We start from the raw sequence: 23,886 nt of genomic DNA, 5'->3' as shown, positions 1-23,886 counted from the left end.
TCGTTGTGTATAATCGTCGCCCATTATAACCCTATCTTTCGAACTGTAGGTGCGTTGCTCACCGCTGTGGTTCTGGTTCGAGATTGGGTGTCTGCCGTCTTTTTCATTTTCTACTGAGTGATATTCCGTTATGCGTTTAAACCCCGGTCAACAACGTGCTGTCGAATTTGTCACCGGACCTTGCCTGGTGCTGGCGGGTGCGGGATCGGGAAAAACCCGTGTTATTACCAATAAGATTGCGCATCTGATTCGTGAGTGCGGCTACCAGGCACGCCACATTGCGGCGGTAACATTTACCAATAAAGCGTCTCGCGAGATGAAAGAGCGAGTGGCGCAGACATTGGGCCGCAAAGAAGCTCGTGGCCTGATGATCTCAACGTTCCATACCTTGGGGCTTGAGATCATTAAGCGCGAATACGTCGCGTTGGGCATGAAATCAAACTTCTCGCTGTTTGACGACCAAGACCAGCTCGCCTTGCTGAAGGAGCTGACCAAACAGTGGCTGGAAGAAGATAAAGCGCTGGTACAGCAGCTTATTTCAACGATCTCAAACTGGAAAAACGATCTTGTCGATCCGCCTCGGGCCGCCGCTCTGGCGCGTTCCGAGCGAGATACTATTTTTGCGCACTGTTATAGCTTGTACGACCAGCACCTTAAAGCCTGCAACGTGTTGGACTTTGATGATTTGATTCTGCTGCCTACGCTCTTGTTGCAGCGCAACCAGGAAGTGCGTGAACGCTGGCAGCAGCGCATTCGTTATCTGCTGGTCGATGAGTATCAGGACACCAACACCAGTCAATACGAATTGGTGAAATTGCTGGTAGGGGCGCGGGCGCGTTTTACCGTCGTTGGCGATGACGACCAATCGATCTATTCGTGGCGTGGCGCACGTCCACAAAATCTGGTTCTGCTGAAAGAAGATTTTCCCGCGTTGGAGGTCGTCAAGCTGGAGCAAAATTACCGCTCCTCGCAGCGCATTCTGAAAGCGGCGAATATCTTGATTGCCAACAATCCGCATGTGTTTGAAAAACGTCTTTTTCCGAGCTGGGCATCGGCAATGAATTAAAAGTGCTGAGCGCGAATAATGAAGATCATGAAGCAGAGCGCGTGGCGGGTGAAATGATTGCGCATCACTTCATTAATAAAACGGCCTACAAAGATTACGCCATTCTTTACCGTGGCAATCATCAGTCGCGCGTGTTTGAAAAGCAGCTGATGCAAAACCGTATTCCTTATCGTATTTCAGGTGGCACTTCATTCTTCTCGCGCCCGGAAATCAAAGATTTATTAGCCTATTTGCGCGTGTTAACCAATCCCGATGACGACAGCGCTTTTCTGCGAATCGTCAATACGCCACGCCGTGAAATTGGGCCGGCCACGCTGCAAAAGCTGGGTGAATGGGCCAATTTGCGTAATAAAAGTTTATTTAACGCCAGCTTCGATGTAGGGCTGGGACAAACGCTGACGGGGCGCGGACTGGAGCATTTGCAGCGTTTTACCCAATGGTTGAATACGCTGATCCAACTGACCGAACGTGAACCGGTGAATGCCGTGCGCGACTTGATCCGCGGTATCGATTACGAAAGTTGGCTGTTTGAAACGTCAGGCAGCCCTAAAGCCGCTGAAATGCGCATGAAAAACGTCAATACGCTGTTTCAGTGGATGACTGAGATGCTTGAAGGCACCGATCTGGATGAGCCAATGACGCTGGCGCAGGTTGTTACGCGCTTTACCTTGCGTGACATGATGGAGCGCGGTGAAAGCGATGAAGAGCTGGATCAGGTGCAACTGATGACGCTGCATGCTTCGAAAGGGCTGGAGTTCCCGTACGTTTATCTGGTCGGCATGGAAGAGGGTTTGCTGCCACATCAGAGCAGCATCGATGAAAATAATATCGAAGAAGAACGCCGCCTTGCTTACGTGGGCATCACCCGTGCGCAAAAGGAGCTGACGTTCACTTTATGCCGCGAACGTCGCCAATATGGCGAGTTAATGCGCCCAGAACCTAGCCGCTTCTTACTTGAGCTGCCGCAAGATGATGTGGTGTGGGAAACCGAACGTAAAGTGGTAAGTGCGGAAGAGCGCATGAAAACCGGCCAGAGTCGCGTGGCAGGATTAAGAGCGATGCTGGAAAAGGCGAAGAAAGCGTAGTTGAAACCGAGTGATCAAGAGGCCAAATCTGGCCTCTGATCGCTAAATCACATTGAATGCAGGCTTAAGGTTGCTTTGACAAGTTCAGCGGCTGCGATCAGGAAATCGTTAACAGCCAGTGGACGTAAGATTGATAATGGCTTTCCTGCTCGAGCAACTCAGCGCGTAGCGGATGCAGATCAAGCCAGCCCGCTGGCAACGTAAGGTGCAGGGCATCATCATCGGCCCGTAATCGCACCGCTGGCAATGTGTCGTCGCGTCGGCGGCTCGAAAAAATAATCGCTAAACGCAGTAAGCGACACATGCGCTCCGCCAGGCGCGGCGGTACGGCATTTTGCTGCGTGAGCAACGCTAAATCGATGCTGCCACTTTGGTTTTGCAACAGGCAAGCCAGCAATTTTTTCTGAGCAGGTGTAAAACCGGGAAGGTCGAGATGGCGAATCAGATAAGCAGCGTGTTGCGGAGCATGGCGGAAATCAACGCTCAGGCCTATTTCGTGAATGGCGCAGGCGCTAAGCAGTAAATCGCGACAGCGCTGATCGAGCTTCCACAGCGCGCTGACCTGACGGAAAAACGTTTCCCCAAGCTGACGTACGCGGCTCGCCTGTTCGACGTCAATGTTGAAGCGGCGCTGAACATTTTGCAGTGTGCGGGTACGAATATCGCGATCGATGGGCAGATGCAGCATGCCGTAAACCAACCCTTCGCGCAGTGCGCCGCCCGCCAGCGTCATGCTTTCGATATGCAGCTCCTGAAAAATGGCGATTAAAATCGACAGGCCGCTGGGGAAAACCAGCGCACGCTCCAACGTCAATCCTTCAATCTCCAACTCTTCCAGCTTGCCGCATTGAATTGCACGCTGTTTTAGTTGCTGCAATTTGCTTAAGGTGATGCGCTCGTCCATACCTTGCGCCACCATAATCTCTTGCAACGCCTGAACGGTGCCTGATGCGCCAACACAAGCTTGCCAGCCTTGTTCGCGCAGCCGAGACGCCACAGGGTGAATCATTTCACGCGCCGCTTGTTCAGCCTGATCAAAATTTTCTTTTGCCAGATGGCGATCGCTGAAAAAACGCTCCAGCCATGTGACGCAACCCATTGATAAGCTAAATAACACCGTAGCGTGGGACCCGTCGCCGGTTGCCAGTTCAGTGCTGCCGCCACCGATATCGACCACCAATCGTTGATCGGAACCCCTGTGGTGTGAGCCACACCTTGATAAATCAGGCGGGCTTCTTCTTCTCCGCTGATCACGTTGATGTCACAGCCGAGAATTTTTTGGGCGGTTTCAAGGAATTGTTGCGCATTGGACGCAAGACGCAGCGTGGCAGTTGCCACGACGCGAATTTGATCAAGAGGAATATCTTGTAGCTGTTCCGAAAACAGTTTGAGACATTGCCAGCCACGCGTCATCGCTTCAGCTGACAACTGGTTGCTCTTATCCAGACCTGCAGCAAGGCGTACCTTGCGCTTAATTTTCGCAACGGTCTGAATACTGCCAGACACTTCGCGCACCACCAACATATGAAAGCTGTTAGATCCTAAATCAATCGCAGCATAAAGTGACGATGCGCTTAGCATGGTGAGCTTAACTCGAACGTTTACGGTTATTGTTGCGTGGTGCACCGCGACGGTTGGCGTTGTTACCGCCACGACGTGGACCGTTGCCCGTGCGGCTACGCGCCAGACGTTTTGGTGGCGGCAGATCGCTCATCAACGCGTCACTGTTGTATTTACTGACCGGAATGCTGTGACCAATGTACTCTTCAATGCCAGGCAAATTCAGTGCGTATTCTTCACACGCCAGGCTGATTGAATGGCCGCTGGCACCTGCGCGTCCGGTACGACCAATGCGGTGAACGTAATCTTCACGATCGTCCGGCAGGTCATAGTTAAAGACGTGAGTTACCGCAGGAATATGCAGGCCACGTGCGGCAACATCGGTAGCGACAAGAATGTCAACATCACCTTTGGTGAAGTCATCCAGAATGCGCAGACGCTTCTTCTGTGCCACATCACCCGTCAACAAACCAACGCGATGACCATCGGCAGCCAAATGGCCCCAGATATCTTCACAACGATGCTTGGTGTTGGCGAAAATGATCGCGCGGTCTGGCCACTCTTCTTCCAGCAAAGTCTGCAGCAGGCGCATTTTCTCTTCGTTAGACGGATAGAAAAGCTCTTCCTGAATGCGGTGACCGGTTTTTTGCTCGGGTTCTACTTCGACATATTCGGCGCTGTTCATGTGTTCGAACGCCAGTTCACGCACTCGGTAGGAGAGCGTGGCGGAGAACAACATACTCAGACGTTGGGACGCAGCCGGCATGCGGCGGAATAACCAGCGAATATCTTTAATAAAGCCGAGATCAAACATGCGATCGGCTTCGTCCAGCACCATGACCTGAATAGCACCGAGGTTAACGTGATTTTGCTTTGCGTAATCGATTAAACGACCGGTGGTGGCGATAAGAATATCAACGCCGTTTTCCAGCACTTTAAGCTGTTTATCATAGCCGTCGCCGCCATATGCCAGGCCAAGTTTCAACCCGGTTGTGGCTGCCAGCGGTTCTGCGTCGGCATGAATTTGCACCGCAAGTTCACGCGTTGGGGCCAGAATTAATGCGCGTGGCTGATTGACCTGACGGCCTTCCGCCGCAGGATTTGAGAGAAGATGATGAAACGTTGACGTTAAAAACGCCATCGTTTTGCCGGTACCGGTTTGCGCCTGACCTGCGACATCACGCCCTGAAAGCGTAAAAGGCAGTGCTAACGCCTGAATCGGCGTGCAATGCTGAAAGCCTTTAATATCAAGGGCTTCCACCACCGTAGGGTGCAGGGCGAAGTCGGAAAACTTCTGTTCGGTTAAGTGTGTTTTGCTCATAGTGTGGTAGAATATCAGCTTACTATCGCTTTACGAAAGCGTATCCGATGAAATAAAGTCAACCTACATTGGTATATTTTACGCCAATTCGCCAGGCATAATCTTGTGGAGTAAAACATGAGCAGCGATAAAATCGTTCATCTGACCGATGACAGTTTCGACACCGACGTGCTAAAAGCCGACGGCGTTACACTGGTAGATTTCTGGGCTGAATGGTGTGGTCCTTGTAAAATGATCGCCCCTATCCTTGATGAAGTCGCAGAAGAGTACGATGGCAAATTGACCATCGCTAAGCTGAACATCGACGACAATCCGGGCACTGCACCGAAATACGGTATTCGTGGTATTCCGACGCTGCTACTGTTTAAAAACGGTGAAGTCGCCGCGACCAAAGTGGGCGCCTTGTCCAAAGGTCAATTGAAAGAGTTCCTGAACGCTAATCTGGCTTAATCAGGACTGAACGTTCAGCATTGGTGAATTTTTTGCCTGCTGCTGGACGTTCTCTTTCAAGCATGCTAAGTTACCAAGACTGCATTACGCACTTACCTTGTAGTTAGCATCTAAAAGTTTTCCCTTGTTAAACCCTGTCGCACTGTACCTATAACAGCGGTTTTGCAATCTGACGGTTAGCTCCAACTTTGGCATAGCAATCGAACCCTCTCCACGCTTCCAGTCGCCATCCCTGACGATGATCGTCGAGAAGAGTCGAAAAAAGCCATTAACAGGCATGGATTAATTGCCATACCACTCACGACAAACATTCCGAGTATTACCCCGAGTTTAAGAACCCATCACTATGAATCTTACCGAATTAAAGAACACGCCGGTTTCTGAGCTGATTACCCTCGGCGAAAATATGGGGCTGGAAAACCAGGCTCGCATGCGCAAGCAGGACATTATTTTCTCAATCCTGAAGCAGCACGCGAAAAGCGGCGAAGACATCTTTGGTGATGGCGTGCTGGAGATATTGCAGGATGGATTTGGTTTCCTCCGCTCTGGAGACAGCTCCTACCTCGCCGGTCCCGATGATATCTACGTTTCCCCTAGCCAAATCCGCCGCTTTAACCTTCGCACTGGTGACACCATTTCTGGCAAAATTCGCCCACCTAAAGAAGGTGAGCGCTACTTTGCCCTGCTGAAAGTTAACGAAGTCAACTATGACAAGCCGGAGAACGCGCGGAACAAGATTCTGTTCGAAAACCTCACGCCGCTGCACGCTAACAGCCGTATGCGTATGGAGCGGGGTAATGGCTCAACTGAAGATTTGACAGCTCGCGTACTGGATCTGGCTTCGCCAATTGGTCGCGGTCAACGTGGTCTGATCGTCGCACCGCCGAAAGCCGGTAAAACCATGCTGCTGCAGAACATTGCACAGAGCCTGGCGTATAACCATCCCGATTGCGTGCTGATGGTGTTGCTGATTGACGAACGTCCAGAAGAAGTGACTGAGATGCAGCGTCTGGTTAAAGGTGAAGTTATCGCTTCGACCTTTGATGAGCCAGCCTCTCGCCACGTTCAGGTTGCTGAAATGGTGATCGAAAAGGCCAAGCGCCTGGTCGAACACAAGAAAGATGTGATCATTCTGCTCGACTCCATTACGCGTCTGGCGCGTGCCTACAACACCGTGGTACCCGCTTCTGGTAAAGTATTGACCGGTGGTGTGGACGCTAACGCCCTGCATCGTCCGAAGCGTTTCTTCGGTGCAGCACGTAACGTAGAAGAGGGCGGCAGCCTGACCATCATCGCGACCGCTCTGGTTGATACGGGCTCGAAGATGGACGAAGTGATTTACGAAGAGTTTAAAGGCACCGGTAACATGGAATTGCACCTCTCACGTAAAATCGCTGAAAAACGTGTCTTCCCAGCGATTGATTACAATCGTTCAGGTACGCGTAAAGAAGAGCTGCTTACCACTCAGGAAGAGCTGCAGAAAATGTGGATCCTGCGCAAGATTATTCACCCAATGGGCGAAATCGATGCCATGGAATTCCTCATTAACAAGTTGGCGATGACCAAAACCAACGACGAATTCTTCGATATGATGAAGCGTTCCTGATTTTATAAAAAATAAGCCGAACGCGAGTTTCTGCTTTTTTAGTAAAATGAGCAGGAAATCGTAACAACGCCACGTCTTAACGTGGCGTTTTTCATTTCTGGGCTATAGGATTGAACTCTGACAGGAGCATTTATAATGACTGTGGTAGCGGTGGTGAATTATTAAGCATTCACGCACCTCTTCATGCAGAATTCGGATTCTGGAGCAGCAGTAAAAGTGGATTTTCGCGTATTGTTGCCCAAGATGTTAGCTGAGAGCGTTTAACGTGAATTTACTCACTATGAGTACTGAGCTTGGTTTAATTTTTCTCTTTTCTTTAGTCTTCCTCTTTTTTGCTCGTAAAGCAGCTAAAAAAATTGGTTTGGTTGATACGCCGAATTCGCGTAAACGTCATCATGGGGCGATTCCGCTGGTTGGCGGCATATCCGTATATGCAGGGATCTGTTTTACCTTCGCGATTACAAATTATTATTTGCCGCACGCGCTGCTGTTTTTAGCCTGCGCGGGTGTTCTGGTATTGGTAGGCGCGCTAGACGATCGCTTTGATATTAGCGTGAAAATTCGCGCCGTGGTGCAAGCCATTGTTGCTGTTGTGATGATGGTAGGTGCCAAACTCTACTTACTCAGCCTTGGGTTTATTATCGGTCCGGTTGAGTTGATTGTTGGGCCGTTTGGCTATGTGCTAACGCTGTTTGCCGTATGGGCGGCCATTAACGCCTTTAATATGGTGGATGGCATTGACGGCCTGCTGGGTGGCCTTGCGTCTGTTACTTTTGCGGCGATGGGCATCATCCTCTACTTCGATGGTCAGTTCAGCCTCGCCATGTGGTGCTTTGCGATGATCGCCGCCACGCTGCCTTATATCCTGCTTAATCTCGGTTTTCTGGGGCGCCGCTATAAAGTCTTTATGGGCGATGCCGGCAGTACGATGATTGGCTTCACCATCATCTGGATTTTGCTGGAAACGACGCAAGGATTAAGCCATCCCATCACCCCTGTTACCGCGCTGTGGTTAATCGCCATTCCTCTGATGGACATGGTTGCGATCATGTATCGTCGCCTGCGCAAAGGCATGAGTCCGTTTTCTGCTGACCGCCAGCACATTCATCACCTGATCATGCGGGCCGGTTTTAGCTCGCGTCAGGCCTTTATGTTGATCACCGTTGCTGCCGCGATTCTCGCGGGTATTGGTGTGTTAGGCGAATATCTCGCCTTTATCCCCGAATGGGTGATGCTGGTGCTGTTCCTGTTTGCCTTTATGGTTTACGGCTATTGCCTGAAGCATGCCTGGCGTGTAGCGCGACGTATTCGACGCATCAAGCGCCGTATTAATAGCGCCCGAGACGCGAAGAAAAAATGACTCTGATAAGACCTTACAAAGGATAACCCTGTTATGCCCTCTGACGTTGTGGAGAACGAACTGGATATTCGCGGCCTGTGCTGCTGCTTATGGCGTGGAAAGCGCTGGATTATTGGTCTTGCGTTGCTGTTTGCCGTGATCGCCTGGCTAGCCACGCTGTTGATGAAACAGGTATGGAGCACCACGGCGATGACTGAACGCCCAACGGTGAATATGCTGGGTTCTTACTACGCTCAGCAGCAGTTTCTCAGTAACCTGGACGTGCATAACAATGCGCTGACGCTGAGTGCACCGTCGCCTACGATCATGGATGAGGTTTATCAGGAATTTGTCATGCAGCTCTCATCCTGGGATACGCGCCGGGAGTTCTGGCAGCAAACGGACTATTTCAAAAGCCGTAAAACGGGGAATGCGCATAATGATGCGGCGCTGCTGGACGATTTAATCGGTAATGTCCAGTTTACACCCGCTGACACCGCGCACAGTACCTTCGATAACGTCAAATTAAAGGCGGAAACGGCCAGCGATGCTAACAATCTGCTGCGGCAATATATCGCCTACGCCAGCGAACGTGCTGCACGTCATCTCAACACTGAACTTACCGGAGCATGGCAAGTGCGCAGTACACAGCTGCAAGCCCAGGTGAAACGTCAGGAAGATGTGGCAAAAGCGGTGTTTCAGCGTCAGGAGCATCGCCTGCAACAGGCGTTAAAAATTGCAGACCAGCAAGGTATTCGTGAAAAGCAGCCGCGTGATATTGGAGAAAACCTGGCGGACAGCGATCTGTTTTTGTTAGGTCAACCGATGCTGCAAGGTCAGCTAGAGACTTTGCAGGCAACGGGCCCGACCTACGATATAAGCTATGATCAAAACAGAGCAATGCTTACCACGTTGCAGGCAGGTCCGGCGCTGAACAGCAAATTTCAAACCTACCGCTATTTACGCACACCGGAAGAGCCGGTCTCGCGTGACAGCCCGCGTCGTCTGTTTATGATGATCATGTGGGGCGCCATTGGCGCGTTGGTGGGTGCAGGTGTGGCGCTGATGCGTCGGCCGCGTCCGATGTTAGAACCGCGTCATTGAGAGAAACAGAGTGAAAGTTCTGACAGTATTTGGTACTCGCCCCGAAGCCATCAAGATGGCGCCGCTCGTGAAAGCATTGGCGCAGGATCCCGCCTTTGAATCACGTCTGTGCGTGACTGCGCAGCATCGTGAAATGCTTGATCAGGTGCTGCGTTTATTTCAACTGCAACCCGATTACGATCTCAACATCATGCGCCCTGAACAGGGGTTGACTGAAATCACCTGCCGCATTTTGCAGGGCATGAAAACCGTATTGCTCGATTTCAAACCTGATGTCGTGCTGGTACATGGTGATACCACCACCACGTTGGCGGCAAGCCTGGCCGCATTTTATCAACAGATTCCCGTCGCGCATGTTGAGGCGGGACTGCGTACCGGCGATTTATCATCGCCGTGGCCGGAAGAGGCTAACCGCAAGTTGACGGGGCACCTCGCCAGTCTGCATTTCACGCCAACGTTACGTTCACGGCAGAATCTGCTGCAGGAGAACCTGCCGGATGCGCGCATCTTTGTTACCGGCAATACGGTTATAGATGCGCTGCTGTGGGTGCGCGATCGGGTGTTAGATGACAGCGATCTCAATGCGCAATTAACCGCACGTTACCCTTTCCTTGATGAAAGTAAAAAGCTGATTCTGGTTACAGGCCATCGTCGTGAAAGCTTCGGTGAGGGTTTTGAGCGCATCTGTAGCGCGCTGGCACAAATCGCTCGTCAGCATCCTGATGCGCAAATTGTTTATCCGGTTCACCTTAATCCCAACGTCAGCGAACCGGTAAACCGTATTCTCAGCGGTATTGAAAACATCATTCTTATTGAACCGCAAGAGTACTTGCCTTTTGTCTGGCTGATGAATCGTGCCTGGCTGATTCTTACCGATTCGGGCGGTGTTCAGGAAGAAGCGCCCTCGCTGGGTAAACCGGTGCTGGTAATGCGTGATACCACTGAACGACCTGAAGCGGTGGAAGCGGGAACAGTAAGATTGGTTGGCACCGATATTGAAAAAATCGTTAATGAAGTGAGCCAGTTGCTGACGGATGAAGCCGCCTGGCAGGCAATGAGCCGCGCCCATAATCCCTATGGTGATGGCGCCGCCTGCGGACGCATTTTGCAAGCCTTAAAAGATAACAGAGTCGACTTATGAGTTTTGAAACCATTTCCATCATTGGACTGGGTTACATTGGGCTGCCAACCGCAGCCGTTTTTGCCTCTAAAGGGAAAAAGGTGGTAGGCGTAGATATCAATGCGCGTGCTGTTGAAACCATCAATCGTGGTGAGATTCATATTATTGAGCCCGATTTAGATCGCGTAGTGCATGACGCTGTGGCGCGCGGTGATCTACGGGCAACCACAAAACCCGAAGCCGCAGAGGCTTTTCTGATTGCCGTACCCACGCCGTTTAGGGATGAGCACCAACCCGATTTACGCTTCGTCAAAGCGGCCGCAGAATCCATCGCACCGGTGCTTAAAAAGGGCGATTTAGTGATTCTCGAATCGACTTCGCCCGTCGGCAGCACCGAACAAATGGCGGAATGGTTAGCCGCAGCGCGTCCTGATTTGCGCTTTCCGCAGCAGAGTGAAGCACCTGATATTTTTATTGCCTATTGCCCGGAACGCGTCTTGCCCGGGCAGGTCATGGTTGAGCTTATCAATAATGATCGCGTCATTGGTGGCATGTCAGCCGCCTGTTCTGCGCGCGCCAGCGAGTTGTATCGCATTTTCCTTAAAGGTGAATGTGTTGAAACCAACGCCCGCACCGCTGAAATGTGCAAGCTAACGGAGAACAGTTTCCGTGACGTCAATATCGCCTTCGCCAACGAGCTATCGCTGATTTGCGCCGATCAAGGGATTAACGTGTGGGAACTGATCGCATTGGCAAATCGCCACCCGCGCGTCAATATTCTCCAGCCCGGACCCGGCGTAGGCGGTCACTGTATCGCTGTCGATCCTTGGTTTATCGTGGCGCAAAATCCTGAACTGGCGCGGCTGATTCGCACTGCGCGCGAAGTCAATGATGCCAAACCGCAGTGGGTATTAGATCAGGTGAAAAAAGCCTTAGCCGATTGCCTGGTGCAAACCGGTAAACGTGCCAGTGAGCTCACCATCGCCTGTTTTGGTCTGGCGTTTAAACCGAATATCGATGATTTACGCGAAAGCCCGGCGATGGGCGTAGCACAGCTGATAGCCGAATGGCACAGCGGCGCTACATGGGTTGTTGAGCCCAATATTACCCAGATTCCGTCTGCGCTGGCTGAACATGCCACGTTAGTTGCCTGCGAAGAGGCGCTTAACCAAGCTGATTTGCTGGTGATGCTGGTTGATCACCGTGCTTTCCGTGCCATTGATGCTGCGCAAGTTACGCAATCCTGGATTGTAGATACCAAAGGCGTGTGGCGATGAAGCAGTTTTGTCTGTCTGAAGCCTTAACTAAGACTGGCTACGGCCAGTATTTGCTGGATTTATTGCATGCCCGTCCTCGTCAATATTAATCCCCTTGCATGGGAGAGCCAGTTCTTCGGCCTTGATACGGTACGGCTGGAGCTTGATGGTGAAACGCCGTTGGCTACTGCCGTGCAACATCCCTGCGCGCTGCAACACATTAAAGTGCCTGCAGAACAAGCGGAAGTGATTGATGCGCTCGGCCAACACGGTTTTCAACTGGTGGAAGGCGAGGCAGATTTAGCGCTCACCCTTAAACACACTGAACGCCAAACCGGCATTCGCATTGCCCGGGAATCTCAGATCCCTGCGCTACGCGACGCAGCAATGCAGGTTTTTAATCAAAGCCGCTTTCGTGCGCCTTGGTATGCCGCAGATGACAGTGGCCGCTTCTATGCTCAGTGGATTGAAAATGCCGTGCGCGGCACGTTCGATAATCAATGCCTGGTTGCCAGCGATGAAGCCGGTGCTTTGCAGGGATTTGTCTCGATGCGTGAAGTTGACGGGGATGCGCGTATCGGTTTGCTGGCGGTGCTACCGGAAGCGCAAGGCAACGGCGTTGGCCTGCGCTTGATGCTCGCTGCCGCCGATTGGGCGCGGGTTCGGCAATTAAAGCAATTACGTGTTGCCACCCAACTTAGCAATCTCACGGCGATGCGCCTTTATTTACGCAGCGGTGCGCGGCTGGAAAGCACGGCGTACTGGTTCTACAGGAAAGGTCATGATTCCATTTAATGCGCCCCCGATTGTGGGCACTGAAATCGACTATATGCAGTCGGCGATGAGCAGCGGCAAACTCTGCGGTGATGGCGGTTTTACACGTCGTTGCCAACAGTGGATGGAACAACGCTTCAGCAGTAAAAAGTCCTGCTAACGCCGTCCTGCACCGCATCACTGGAAATGGCTGCGCTGCTGATTGATATTCAGCCCGGCGATGAAGTGATCATGCCGAGCTATACCTTTGTTTCAACGGCCAATGCGTTCGTACTGCGTGGCGCAAAAATCGTCTTTGTCGATGTCCGGCCTGATACGCTGAATATTGATGAAAACCTGATCGAAGCGGCAATTACAGATAAGACCCGGGCTATTGTGCCGGTGCATTACGCGGGTGTGGCTTGCGAAATGGACACCATTATGGCGCTGGCGACTCAACACCGATTATTCGTGATTGAAGATGCAGCGCAGGGCGTGATGTCGAGTTACAAAGGTCGGGCGCTCGGCAGTATTGGTCATATTGGCTGCTTTAGTTTTCACGAAACCAAAAATTACACGGCGGGCGGTGAAGGCGGTGCCACGCTAATCAATGATGCGAGTCTGGTTGAGCGCGCTGAAATCATTCGTGAAAAAGGCACCAACCGCAGCCAGTTCTTTCGTGGTCAGGTAGACAAATATACCTGGCGCGATATGGGGTCCAGCTATTTGATGTCTGACCTGCAAGCAGCCTATCTCTGGGCGCAACTGGAAGCCGCGGAACGCATTAACCAGCAGCGTTTGCGTCTGTGGCAGCGTTATCATGATGCCTTGCAACCGTTAGCCGCTAAAGGCCGTATCACGCTCCCTACCATCCCAGCTGACTGTAAACATAACGCGCACATGTTTTATCTGAAATTGCACGATCAAGACGATCGCCAGGCGTTGATTAACTGGATGAAAGAAGCGGAAATTCTCACTGTTTTCCATTACATCCCACTGCATAGCTCGCCTGCTGGAGAACGTTTTTCACGCTTTTTTGGCAACGATCGCTTTACGACCAAAGAAAGTGAACGCCTGTTACGTCTGCCGTTGTTCTACAACCTGTCGGACAATAACCAAAACACAGTGATCAGCTCTCTGCTGAGCTTCTTTTCCTGATGTCATTAGCTAAAGCCTCAGTGTGGACGGCATCGTCTACGCTGGTAAAAATTGCTGCGGGCTTGTTGGTGGTAAAACTGCTGGCGGTGAGTTTCGGGCCAGAAGGCGTAGGGCAGGCCGGGAATTTCCGTCAGTTGATCACCGTCCTGGGCGTCTTAGCGGGAGCGGGAATTTTCAATGGCGTGACGACTTACGTCGCGCAATCACAGCAGGAAACAGAACGGTTACGCGCGGTGGTGGGCACGGCGTCGGCGATGGTGTTGGGTTTTTCGACCCTGGTGGCGCTGATATTTTTACTGGCCGCTACGCCGATCAGTGAAGCGCTGTTTGGTCACGATCGCTTTCAAAACGTGATTCGCGTTGTGGCATTTTTGCAGCTTGGTATTGCCTGGGCCAATTTGACGCTGGCGTTAATCAAAGGGTATCGCGACGCGCGCGGCAATGCGCTGGCGTTGATACTTGGCAGCTTAATCGGCTTGGCGGGTTACGTGTTGTGCTGGTGGCTTGGCGGCTATCAGGGCGCGCTTATCGGCCTGGCGCTGGTGCCTGCATTACTGGTTTTACCGGCAATGATTATCCTAAAGCGGCGCGTACCGCTACCGCTGAGTTGGCTGCGGCCACAATGGCAACCCGATATTGCCCGCAGGCTGGCGAAATACACTGTCATGGCGCTGATCACCGCTGTCACATTACCAGTTGCCTGGGTGATGATGCGTAATTTACTCGCCGATCAGCAAGGCTGGGCTCAGGTTGGGCTCTGGCAAGGCGTTACCAGCATCTCAGATGCCTACCTGCAATTTATCACCGCGACATTTAGCGTCTGGCTTTTACCCACGCTGGCACGTCTGGAGCACAAGCGGGATATCGCCCGCGAAATAGGTCGTGCGATACGTTTTGTTTTACCTGCAGTAGCCGCTGCCAGTTTCTGCGTTTGGCTGCTGCGCGATATGGCGATCAGTTTACTGTTCTCTGATGCCTTTCGTGGTATGCGCGACCTGTTTGTCTGGCAACTTTGTGGTGACGTATTTAAAGTCGGCGCTTACGTTTTCGGATATCTGGTGATCGCCAAAGCTTCGCTGCGCTTCTATATTTTGACCGAAATCAGCCAGTTCACATTACTGACGCTTTTTTCGCGTTGGCTCATACCGCTTCACGGTGCCACCGGCGCTGCGCAAGCCTATATGTTCACTTATGTGGCCTATTTCGCCCTTTGCTGTGGCGCTTTCATTGTTTATTGTCGGAAAAAATGATTTTGATTCACGTTTTGGGATCCGATATTCCCCATCACAATCTGACGGTGCTGCGCTTTTTTAACGACGTTATGCACGTTGAACAGCCAACCGCATCGCCACGCCATTTTATGGTGGTCACGCAGCAGCCTGAACACTTTCAGTCCTTTAACGCACTGCAGATAGAAACATTCAGCAGCAAGAAAGCGCTGGCGCAAAAACTGATTGAGCGGGCGAAACATCGTCAGCAGCGCTTCTTTTGTCATGGGCAGTTTAATCCCTGGATCTGGCTGGCGCTGCTAAGCGGCAAAGTGCGTCGTTCGCAGTTGTTTTGGCATGTGTGGGGTGCTGACTTATATGAAGACTCGCGCAGTCTGAAATTCCGCCTGTTTTATCTGTTGCGGCGTATCGCGCAGGGTAGGGTGGCGCGCGTGTTTGCCACGCGTGGTGATTTGCATCACTACCAACAACAGCATCCCAACGTTGCGACATCGTTGCTCTATTTCCCGACCAAAATGCCTGATGCGGCGGTAACAGCTGAACCAGAAGAAACGTTCACTCTCCTGCTCGGTAACTCCGGCGACGTCAGTAACCGTCATATTGCGGGTTTAAACGCCATTCGTGAGCAGTTTGGCGAACAGGTAAAAGTAATGGTGCCGCTCGGCTATCCGCCCAATAACGATCTTTATATTGAGCAAGTACAGGCCACCGCAGACAGGTTGTTCCCGGCTGGGCAAGTGCGCTTGCTACGCGATAACCTGGCCTTTGATGCCTATTTAAATCTGCTCTCACGCTGCCATTTAGGTTATTTTATGTTCGAGCGTCAGCAGGGCATTGGCACGCTATCTTTACTGATACAGGCCAATGTGCCCTTTGTGTTGAGTCGAAAAAATCCTTTTTGGCGCGATGTCAGCGAGCAGCAACTGCCGGTGTTGTTTAGTGAAGATGCCCTCAATCCAGCCGTTGTGGCGGAAGCGCGACGTCAATTGATGGGATGTGATAAACAGGCAATCGCCTTCTTTGCTCCCGGTTATCTGACGGGCTGGCGTGAAGCGTTATATTTTTGCGAAGAGGAATCTTCATGAGCCTGATGCAGTTTAGCGGTCTGCTGGTGGTTTATCTGCTCTCACTCGGTTTTATTCTTACCCTGACCTGGCGGGAATTTAAGCGTGTGCGTTTCAATTTCCATCTGTTTTTTACCTTGCTGTTTTTACTGACTTTTTATTTTGGTTTTCCATTAAGCTGCGTGCTGGTGTTTCGTTTTGATACGTCGGTGGTGCCCCCTCAGTTTCTGTTGCAGGCGCTGCTGTCGGCGAGCGCTTTTTACGCAATCTATTACGTCAGTTATAAAGTGCGGCTCAAACCGATTAATGCGCCGCCAGCGAAACCCTGGCTGCAGATGAATCGAGTAGAAACACATTTAACCTGTGTGATCCTGGCGCTGGTGGCGTTGGGCACCGTGACAGTTTTTTCCTGCACAATGGTTTTCTTCTGTTCCGTCTGACCGCTTACAACCAGATTTTCTCCAGCGAAGTCTCTGGCGTTGCGCTTAAGCGTTTCTTCTATTTCTTTATACCCGCAATGCTGATCCCCTATTTCTTGCGCCCAACCCAGCGCAACTGGATGCTGTTTCTGATTATCACCGCAGCCTTCGGTTTGCTCACCTATGCGCTGGTGGGCGGCACGCGAGCCAATATCATCATTGCCTTTGCACTGTTTCTTTTTATAGGCATTACGCGTGGCTGGATTACGTTATGGATGTTGGCGGCGGCAGGTGTAATGGCCATTTGCGGCATGTTTTGGCTGGCGTTGCGGCGTTACAACCTGGACGTGATGGGTGCAGAAGCGTTTTACACTTTTCTTTACCTGACGCGCGATACGTTCTCGCCGTGGGAAAATCTGGCCTTGTTGCTGGAGAATTATCACAAGATTGAGTTTCAGGGCCTTGCGCCACTGTGGCGTGACTTTTATGTGTTTATCCCGAGCTGGTTGTGGCCAGGTCGCCCGGTTATGGTGCTGAACAGCGCCAATTACTTTACCTGGGAAGTGCTGAATAACCATTCCGGGCTGGCCATTTCGCCAACGTTGATTGGCTCGCTGCTGGTGATGGGGGTGTTTGGGCTATTCCTGTAGGCGCGGTCGCGGTTGGCATGATCATCAAAGGTTTTGATGCGCTTTATGAACGCGGGCGCACTGAAACGAATCGCTATAGCGGCGCTATTTTGCAGAGCTTCTGCTTTGGTGCGGTGTTTAACATGATTGTGCTGGCGCGCGAAGGCCTGGATGCTTTTGGTTCGCGCGTGGTGTTTTTCTGCCTCATTTTTGCTGCCTGTTTAGGCATTGCGAAATTAATTTTTAGGTTACTGGATCACGCCGGACTGATTCGCAGTCGCGGCGTACGGGCGTTACACAGCCCATCCTGATCAGCCTTTGGGATTCACAGGAAGATATAGAATAACTATGACTATGTTACCTGACACGCCGCAGTATCAGATTCGCGGCGTGGCGCTGTATGGCTTTAACAGCATGGCGTCTTTTGTTGATTTTCTCATGCCGGAAAAGGGCATACGGACGGGCACGTTGGTCGCGATCAATGCGGAAAAGATATTAACCGCTGAGCAGGATGAAGGGCTTAATACCTTACTGCAACATGCTGAGTTCAAATATCCTGATGGCATTAGCATTGTGCGTTCCATTCGCAAAAAATACCCAGGTGCGCCGGTAAACCGAATTGCGGGTGCAGATTTATGGGAAGCGCTAATGGAACGCGCTGGCCGTGAAGGGACGCCGGTTTTTCTGATTGGTGGCCGCCAGGCGGTGCTGGATGAAACGTGTGACAAGCTGCGTCGCCAATGGAATGTGAATATTGTTGGTGCTCAGGATGGTTACTTTACCCCGGCTGAGCGTGATGCGCTGTTTATGCGTGTGGCTGCCAGCGGCGCAAAGCTGGTGACGGTGGCGTTGGGATCACCGCGTCAGGAACAGTTAATGCTGGCGTGCCGCGAACATTGGACCCATGCGCTCTACATGGGTGTAGGCGGCACCTATGACGTTTTTACTGGGCATGTGAAGCGTGCGCCGAAAATGTGGCAAAATATGGGGCTAGAGTGGCTTTATCGGCTGATCAAACAACCCAGCCGCTGGCGCAGGCAGTTAAAGCTGCTGAAATACCTGCGCTATCATTGGCGCGGCGATCTCTGATATTGCTGATAAATGCAGCGTTTTCATGCGTGCGAGCAAGATAAATGGTCTATTTGTCGACGAAATGCACAAAGCGTAATCAAACGCGTTTTTTTATTTAAAAAGCACTAGACACGATGGGCGCTTATCTCTAGTATGCACATCCGCAACGGCGCTACGCGCCCGTAGCTCAGCTGGATAGAGCGCTGCCCTCCGGAGGCAGAGGTCTCAGGTTCGAATCCTGTCGGGCGCGCCATTAACTTTGTGCGCAAGAGCTGCGGTGGTTTGATTACCGAGTTAGTAGTAAAGATTTATATGATGTAGGTTTTTGGCTTGCAACATTAAGTATTGTGGTGGCTATAGCTCAGTTGGTAGAGCCCTGGATTGTGATTCCAGTTGTCGTGGGTTCGAGTCCCATTAGCCACCCCAGATTTTGCTGGGATACGCGAAGGTGGCGGAATTGGTAGACGCGCTAGCTTCAGGTGTTAGTGTCTTAACGGACGTGAGGGTTCAAGTCCCTCTCTTCGCACCAGGCAAAACAAATTAAAAAATCGGCGAGTAGCGCAGCTTGGTAGCGCATCTGGTTTGGGACCAGAGGGTCGGAGGTTCGAATCCTCTCTCGCCGACCACTTTTAGAAACCTGCTTCTTGAAGCAGGTTTTTTTCGCCTGTAGCAAACAGAGGATGAGAACCTCCGAAGGAGGTTTGAGCCGAGCGTAGCGAGACCACGTTGCTTCAGCAACGGCCCGCAGGGCGCTTCTCAGCGAGAAGCGTAATCCTCTCTCGCCGACCACTTTTAGAAACCTGCTTCTTGAAGCAGGTTTTTTTTCGCCTGTAGCAAACAGAGGATGAGAACCTCCGAAGGAGGTTTGAGCCGAGCGCAGCGAGACCACGTTGCTTCAGCAACGGCCCGCAGGGCGCTTCTCAGCGAGAAGCGTAATCCTCTCTCGCCGACCACTTTTAGAAACCTGCTTCCTGAAGCAGGTTTTTTTTCGCCTGTAGAAAAGTCGCGGAGTGATTTAAGCGTGCTGTCGTTGATGTGAGACGAATAATCTTTTGTTTAATAAGGTATTTACTTGGTTTTACTGAGATTGTCTCTGAATGGATACAGCCTTTCTCTTACCTGTCGCTTTTAACCGACACACTTCTCGTTTCCCGTAATTTTCTCTCTTGTCTGTCAGTTTTAACCTACAGATAGATAATGATTTTTTAGGGATATCCCCATCTGGCACGATTTATGCAATAATATCTTTGTAGATGCTCATTCCACCTCTTATGTTAGCGGATGCTACATAAACCTGGGAATGACGCAGAGCCAATTTTGGGTACCTGTTGTCTGCCTGCCTGTATCGCGTGAGCTTTACAGGATCAACAGACACCACGTTGAGTCGGGTACCGTCCAGTTGTCTTATCGACCTGATCTTACACCTGCTTATGGCAGGTGTTTTTTTATCTGCAATTTGGCAGTAGACAATAAAAGTGACAGGCAAAAAAAGCCGGGCAAGCCCGGCTGTGCACATCCTACCTATTACGCGTTAGGATTATTTTTTAGCGTCAGCAATAAACCTTCCCGCCGCATTTTCGCCGCTTCTTCTGGGCGACGCAGACGATCGTATACATCTGCCAGCCAGGCGTAATCAAAAGCATCTGGGCGCTGCGCCAAGGCTTGTTGTAGCGCTTCGGCGGCCTGCTCCCATTCACCATGACGCATTAACAACTGACCCAGCGTACTGTGCAGTAGTGGCGTTGCGCCGTGTTGCTTGATCTGCAGTCGTAACGCTTTTTCCAACGCTTCTGGGTTTCCGCTTTTGATGCGAGGCATCAGCAGCACCAGACGATCGTCGTAGTGGCGTTTCAATCCTTCCAGCACGATTTCCTGCGCAGTGTCGTGGTCATCACATTCAATGAGATGGTCCGCCATCGCCACCTGCAGTGCCGTTTCCTGACGCGTTTTGCGGCTCAGGTTATTCCACCAGCGCTTCAAGCCATCGCTGCCTTGATCGGCCATCGCCTGACTCATCAGGCCAAGCCAGGCTTGCTGTTGCAGTGCGGTACGCTGGTTGTCATCGCTAACCTGTGCTTTCTGCATTGCAGGCAGAATATCTAACAATGCGCTCCACGCTCCGGTACGGATGTAGGCCTGTACTGCAAGACGTAACACTTCAGGATGGCGCGGCGCCACTTCCAGCAAGCGATCTATGCTATGACGCGCGGCATGATCTTCATTGCGGGCCAGTTGAATGCGGGCGCGAGTAATTTCGACAGGAATAGTATTGTTTTCAGAGAGTTCAGATGCACGTTCAAGATGCTGATTTGCTCGCACTTCATCACCACGCTGTTGCGCTGCTTCCGCTGCCAGCAAGTAGTTCGCTACGGGCACATCCGCATGATCGGCATCTTTCGACAACAGTTTCTCGACCTGCTTATGATCGCCTTCTGCCAGTTTCATTAATGCTGATTGCGTATGTCGCTGAGCACGGCGACGTTTACGTCCGGTAAACCAGCCGCGTGTACGCGCGCCAGTACGGAACAGACGACGCAACAGCCATTCCACCGCCAGAATCACCAACAAACTAATAATCAAGATGATCACTAAACCGGTCACGCTGGTTTCGACGTTCCAGTTATCCGTTTGAATCAGCACGTAACCTTGATGGCCAGCGATCATCGGTCCAAGGACCACGCCAGCAATCAGCAGCACAAAGAGGATAAATACCTTGAGCATGCTTAGCCTCCCTGCTGATTAGCATCGACGGAAGGTTGCGCTAACAGGTTCCGCACACGGGTCTGCATCAACTGTTCCAGCAGCGGCTGGCTTTCCAGATTTTCGGGTAAATCCATGTTGATGTTCTGTTGGCTCAACTCATCCAGCTGGGCGAGAAAGGCTTTGGTGGCGGCGTCGTTGGTGTCATACCAGGCACGCACCCAAGTCGAAACGGTATCGATCGATTGTTTGTAGATTTCGTCTTGATGGCGTGGAACAGCCTGAGCAGCAATCAGCAGGCGTGAACGGATATTTTCGCGTAAGTAGACATCCTGGTTCGGTGCCAGCAACGGCTGCGCAGTATTGTCGCGGCGGCGGATGGTAATGAAATCATCCATAAAGTTGTGCCAGCTTTTAACCAGATTTTGACGCCATTCACGAACCGAGCTGGAAAGCTCGCCGCCGTCGCTGTCCATCGGGGCATCATCGCTGTCGTTGTCGGCCAAACGCAGATTATCCACGCCGTTCGATAACTGATTCAGCTTGAGAATCGTGCCGTCATAATCGACCTGCGTTACTGCTGACAAGGTACTGATATCTTGCGTTAGCGCACGACGTACATTCATTACGCTAGGATCGTTCATGTCAGCCAAACTGGCATCAGCGCTTTTCAACAACGCTGCTGCCGTGGTGACATCCTGATCGCTCCACAATTTGCGGCCCGCCAGTTTCACCAGATAATCTGCCTGGGCTAACAACCAGCTGCGTACATCATTGCCAGAAATCACTGCCACTTTCTCACGCAGCGTTGTCAGTTCTTTCGCGGAACCTTCCAGCTGAGTCTGCGCCGTTTTCAAGGCGCTTTCAGTGCTGGTTAACTGCTGCGTCAGCTGCTGTTTGTCGCTGTTGGCCTGCTGTTGCAGGGCACTAAGTTGTTCGCTCAGGCTTTGGTTGGTTTGTGCTTGTAAATCAGCCTGATGTTTCCCATTAAGGTATAAACCGGCGCCAATTGCCAGGGCGATCACAATCGCTACCGCACCCAGCACCATGCCACCGTTTTTATTATTACGCGGTGGTTTGTTGCTGGCGGAAGGAGAGCGTTCAACCGCTGGGGTGGTTTCTTCAACCATGGCGGAGGAGTCTTTTTGTTCCGTCATATGTGGCACATCCCATTGTTAAGTTCAGCGTAACGCACGCAGCAGCGCGTCGTTATCGGCACCATCGGCTACCTGAATATCCTGCCAACCCAAATTTGCGGCCAGGGTAGCCAAACGTTCACTGACGACTAGCAGCCGACAGTTAAGCAACCATTCCTCACGGTCAATTGCGGGGAACAGCAAAAAAGTTGTTGTAACATTTCACCGCTGGTCACGACTAAAGTAGTAACACCGCGCTCTCGCCAGCGTTTGCCTTCTATCGCCCCGTCATAATGCTTTTGGCAGCGCTGATAACATTCACTAAACAGGACGTCCGCGCCCCGGCTGCGTAAAGTGTCTGCGAGCAACTCCCGACCCTGATTACCCCGCAATATCAAGGCGCGCTTATGGCCTACACGCTGCAACACATTCAGCTGGATAAGTTCTTCGCTGGTTTCTTGCGCGTGGGGATAGGTCACATGCAGGCCGCTAATAGTGTGAAACGCCAGCGCGGTGCTGCGGCCAATTGCATAATAGTCTACGTCGGCGGGCCACGCTGCGCCTGCGTGTTGCATCGCGGGATGGACAAAGTGGATAACCTGCTGCGACAGCATGAAAACCAAATCGCCAGGACGTAAATCTGCCAATTGTTGTGGCAGACGATCAAGATCGCCGCCCGGCGCGAATTCAATCAGCGGCAGGCTCCAGGCCTGTTTTCCCAGCGCATGCAGACGTGTTACTAATTCTGCCGCAGCGGGCTCCGGGCGGGTCACCAAAATGGTCATGCAGGCGGTTGGCCTTGATAAACGTCACGCAGAATTTCACGCGCGCCACTTTCTAACAACTCTTCCGCCAGTGAGGTTCCCATTTGCTCAGCTTGATCGCGTGGGCCACGGCGCTCGCCGCTGACCATCACGCTACCATCCGGCGCACCTACCATGCCGCGCAGCCAAAGTTGATCACCTTCTAGCAGCGCAAAGCTGCCGATAGGAACCTGACAACCGCCTTCGAGGCGTGTATTCATCGCACGCTCAGCTTTTACACACACGGCTGTGTCTTCGTGATTCAGCGCTTGCAGCAAGCCAATCAGCGTCGTGTCATCAAGGCGGCATTCTATGCCCACCGCACCTTGGCCCACCGCGGGCAGAGAAATCTCTGCAGGCAAGGGTTGGCGAATGCGATCGGCCAGACCTAAACGTTTTAGCCCGGCTGCGGCGAGAATAATGGCATCATATTCACCGGCATCCAGCTTGCCCAAGCGCGTTCCAACATTGCCGCGTAAGGTTTTAATCACTAAATCAGGACGGCGTGCGCTGATCTGACATTGGCGTCGCAAACTGGAGGTACCCACTATCGCACCCTGCGGCAGTTCGTCGATTGAGGCATAATGATGAGAGACAAACGCGTCACGCGGATCGTCGCGTTCACAAATGGTCACCAGTCCCAAACCTTCGGGGAAATCCACCGGCACATCTTTCATTGAATGCACCGCCAGATCGGCACGATTTTCCAGCATAGCCTGTTCGAGTTCTTTGACGAACAAGCCTTTACCGCCGACCTTAGCCAGCGGCGTATCAAGAATAATGTCACCTTTGGTGACCATCGGAACCAGCTCAACGCGTAAGCCTGGATGGGCGCTCATGAGGCGCTGCTGTACATATTGTGCCTGCCACAAAGCGAGTGGACTCTGTCTTGTAGCAATTCTGAAAATTTTGTCTAACATGCTGTTAACCATTTTGATCGTTCACCGAATATCCTATCATCGATAGGGGAATGCTGTCAGTTTCAACGGATTGAAAACAGTCCGCTCTCAGATTTCG

13 protein-coding genes, 4 tRNA genes, 2 other RNA genes and 6 pseudogenes are annotated in these 23,886 nt (G+C 51.8%); 19 read left to right on the top strand and 6 right to left on the bottom strand.

Going from position 1 to position 23,886, the window contains the following annotated elements:
• The first annotated feature begins 130 nt into the window (after positions 1 to 130).
• Positions 131 to 2,151 (top strand): annotated as a pseudogene (rep, locus tag KQP84_RS21130) (DNA helicase Rep).
• Between the two features lie 97 nt (positions 2,152 to 2,248).
• Here the strand turns inward: rep and ppx are convergent.
• Positions 2,249 to 3,732, bottom strand: a pseudogene (gene ppx / locus KQP84_RS21125) (exopolyphosphatase).
• Positions 3,733 to 3,739: 7 nt separating this feature from the next.
• Positions 3,740 to 5,032, bottom strand: a complete 1,293-nt coding sequence (gene rhlB / locus KQP84_RS21120) for an ATP-dependent RNA helicase RhlB (RefSeq protein ID WP_215847997.1) — start codon at positions 5,030 to 5,032, stop codon at positions 3,740 to 3,742.
• Positions 5,033 to 5,149: 117 nt separating this feature from the next.
• Between rhlB and trxA the strand changes: the two genes are divergently transcribed.
• From trxA to KQP84_RS21030, 18 genes and pseudogenes are all read left to right on the top strand, one after another.
• Complete coding sequence (gene trxA / locus KQP84_RS21115; RefSeq protein ID WP_003851963.1) at positions 5,150 to 5,482, top strand: thioredoxin TrxA; 333 nt, start codon at positions 5,150 to 5,152, stop codon at positions 5,480 to 5,482.
• A gap of 346 nt (positions 5,483 to 5,828) precedes the next feature.
• Positions 5,829 to 7,088 carry a transcription termination factor Rho gene (gene rho / locus KQP84_RS21110; protein ID WP_215847996.1) on the top strand — a complete coding sequence of 420 codons (1,260 nt, stop codon included), beginning with the start codon at positions 5,829 to 5,831 and terminating at the stop codon, positions 7,086 to 7,088.
• Between the two features lie 280 nt (positions 7,089 to 7,368).
• The gene (wecA, locus tag KQP84_RS21105; protein ID WP_215847995.1) at positions 7,369 to 8,448 is read left to right on the top strand and encodes a UDP-N-acetylglucosamine--undecaprenyl-phosphate N-acetylglucosaminephosphotransferase; all 1,080 of its coding nucleotides are present in this window, start codon (positions 7,369 to 7,371) and stop codon (positions 8,446 to 8,448) included.
• Between the two features lie 15 nt (positions 8,449 to 8,463).
• Positions 8,464 to 9,531: pseudogene (gene wzzE, locus KQP84_RS21100) on the top strand (ECA polysaccharide chain length modulation protein); the annotation flags it as partial.
• Between the two features lie 10 nt (positions 9,532 to 9,541).
• Positions 9,542 to 10,672, top strand: coding sequence for a non-hydrolyzing UDP-N-acetylglucosamine 2-epimerase (gene wecB, locus KQP84_RS21095; protein WP_215847993.1), 1,131 nt, complete (start codon positions 9,542 to 9,544; stop codon positions 10,670 to 10,672).
• A complete protein-coding gene (wecC, locus tag KQP84_RS21090) occupies positions 10,669 to 11,928 on the top strand; it encodes a UDP-N-acetyl-D-mannosamine dehydrogenase (protein WP_215847992.1) in 1,260 nt (419 codons plus the stop codon). The genes wecB and wecC overlap by 4 nt, the downstream gene beginning before the upstream one ends.
• A 66-nt stretch (positions 11,929 to 11,994) precedes the next feature.
• Complete coding sequence (gene rffC / locus KQP84_RS21085; RefSeq protein ID WP_215847991.1) at positions 11,995 to 12,702, top strand: dTDP-4-amino-4,6-dideoxy-D-galactose acyltransferase; 708 nt, start codon at positions 11,995 to 11,997, stop codon at positions 12,700 to 12,702.
• Positions 12,689 to 13,818, top strand: a pseudogene (gene rffA, locus KQP84_RS21080) (dTDP-4-amino-4,6-dideoxygalactose transaminase). The gene rffC and the pseudogene rffA overlap by 14 nt, the downstream one beginning before the upstream one ends.
• Positions 13,818 to 15,068 carry a lipid III flippase WzxE gene (wzxE, locus tag KQP84_RS21075; protein WP_215847990.1) on the top strand — a complete coding sequence of 417 codons (1,251 nt, stop codon included), beginning with the start codon at positions 13,818 to 13,820 and terminating at the stop codon, positions 15,066 to 15,068. Before rffA ends, wzxE begins: the two are co-directional and overlap by 1 nt.
• Complete coding sequence (gene wecF / locus KQP84_RS21070) at positions 15,065 to 16,132, top strand: TDP-N-acetylfucosamine:lipid II N-acetylfucosaminyltransferase (protein ID WP_215847989.1); 1,068 nt, start codon at positions 15,065 to 15,067, stop codon at positions 16,130 to 16,132. The genes wzxE and wecF overlap by 4 nt, the downstream gene beginning before the upstream one ends.
• Positions 16,129 to 17,470: pseudogene (gene wzyE / locus KQP84_RS21065) on the top strand (ECA oligosaccharide polymerase). Before wecF ends, wzyE begins: the two are co-directional and overlap by 4 nt.
• Before the next feature lie 37 nt (positions 17,471 to 17,507).
• Positions 17,508 to 18,248 (top strand): lipopolysaccharide N-acetylmannosaminouronosyltransferase, encoded by a 741-nt coding sequence (wecG, locus tag KQP84_RS21060; RefSeq protein WP_215847988.1) that lies wholly within the window; start codon positions 17,508 to 17,510, stop codon positions 18,246 to 18,248.
• 158 nt (positions 18,249 to 18,406) lie between these two features.
• A tRNA-Arg gene (locus tag KQP84_RS21055) sits at positions 18,407 to 18,483 on the top strand.
• Between the two features lie 97 nt (positions 18,484 to 18,580).
• A tRNA-His gene (locus KQP84_RS21050) sits at positions 18,581 to 18,656 on the top strand.
• Between the two features lie 16 nt (positions 18,657 to 18,672).
• Positions 18,673 to 18,759 (top strand) — tRNA-Leu (locus tag KQP84_RS21045).
• A 20-nt stretch (positions 18,760 to 18,779) separates the two neighbouring features.
• Positions 18,780 to 18,856 (top strand) — tRNA-Pro (locus KQP84_RS21040).
• Between the two features lie 33 nt (positions 18,857 to 18,889).
• Positions 18,890 to 19,019, top strand: a non-coding RNA gene (locus tag KQP84_RS21035) — RtT sRNA.
• 34 nt (positions 19,020 to 19,053) lie between these two features.
• Positions 19,054 to 19,183, top strand: a non-coding RNA gene (locus tag KQP84_RS21030) — RtT sRNA.
• A 571-nt stretch (positions 19,184 to 19,754) separates the two neighbouring features.
• On the opposite strand, the gene hemY is transcribed toward KQP84_RS21030, so the two are convergent.
• The 4 genes and pseudogenes from hemY to hemC all read right to left on the bottom strand — a co-directional run bounded on the left by hemY (position 19,755) and on the right by hemC (position 23,789).
• Positions 19,755 to 20,951 (bottom strand): protoheme IX biogenesis protein HemY, encoded by a 1,197-nt coding sequence (hemY, locus tag KQP84_RS21025; RefSeq protein WP_215847987.1) that lies wholly within the window; start codon positions 20,949 to 20,951, stop codon positions 19,755 to 19,757.
• Between the two features lie 2 nt (positions 20,952 to 20,953).
• A complete protein-coding gene (gene hemX, locus KQP84_RS21020; protein ID WP_215847986.1) occupies positions 20,954 to 22,087 on the bottom strand; it encodes a uroporphyrinogen-III C-methyltransferase in 1,134 nt (377 codons plus the stop codon).
• Positions 22,088 to 22,111: 24 nt separating this feature from the next.
• Positions 22,112 to 22,851, bottom strand: a pseudogene (gene hemD, locus KQP84_RS21015) (uroporphyrinogen-III synthase).
• Positions 22,848 to 23,789, bottom strand: coding sequence for a hydroxymethylbilane synthase (hemC, locus tag KQP84_RS21010; RefSeq protein ID WP_215847985.1), 942 nt, complete (start codon positions 23,787 to 23,789; stop codon positions 22,848 to 22,850). The pseudogene hemD and the gene hemC overlap by 4 nt, the downstream one beginning before the upstream one ends.
• Between the last annotated feature and the right edge of the window lie 97 nt (positions 23,790 to 23,886).

The sequence above is a fragment of the Candidatus Pantoea bituminis genome, from assembly GCF_018842675.1.
GTDB lineage: Bacteria > Pseudomonadota > Gammaproteobacteria > Enterobacterales > Enterobacteriaceae > Pantoea > Pantoea phytostimulans.
The sequence above is the reverse complement of the archived record's forward strand: the minus strand, read 5'-3'. Positions and strand labels throughout refer to the sequence as shown.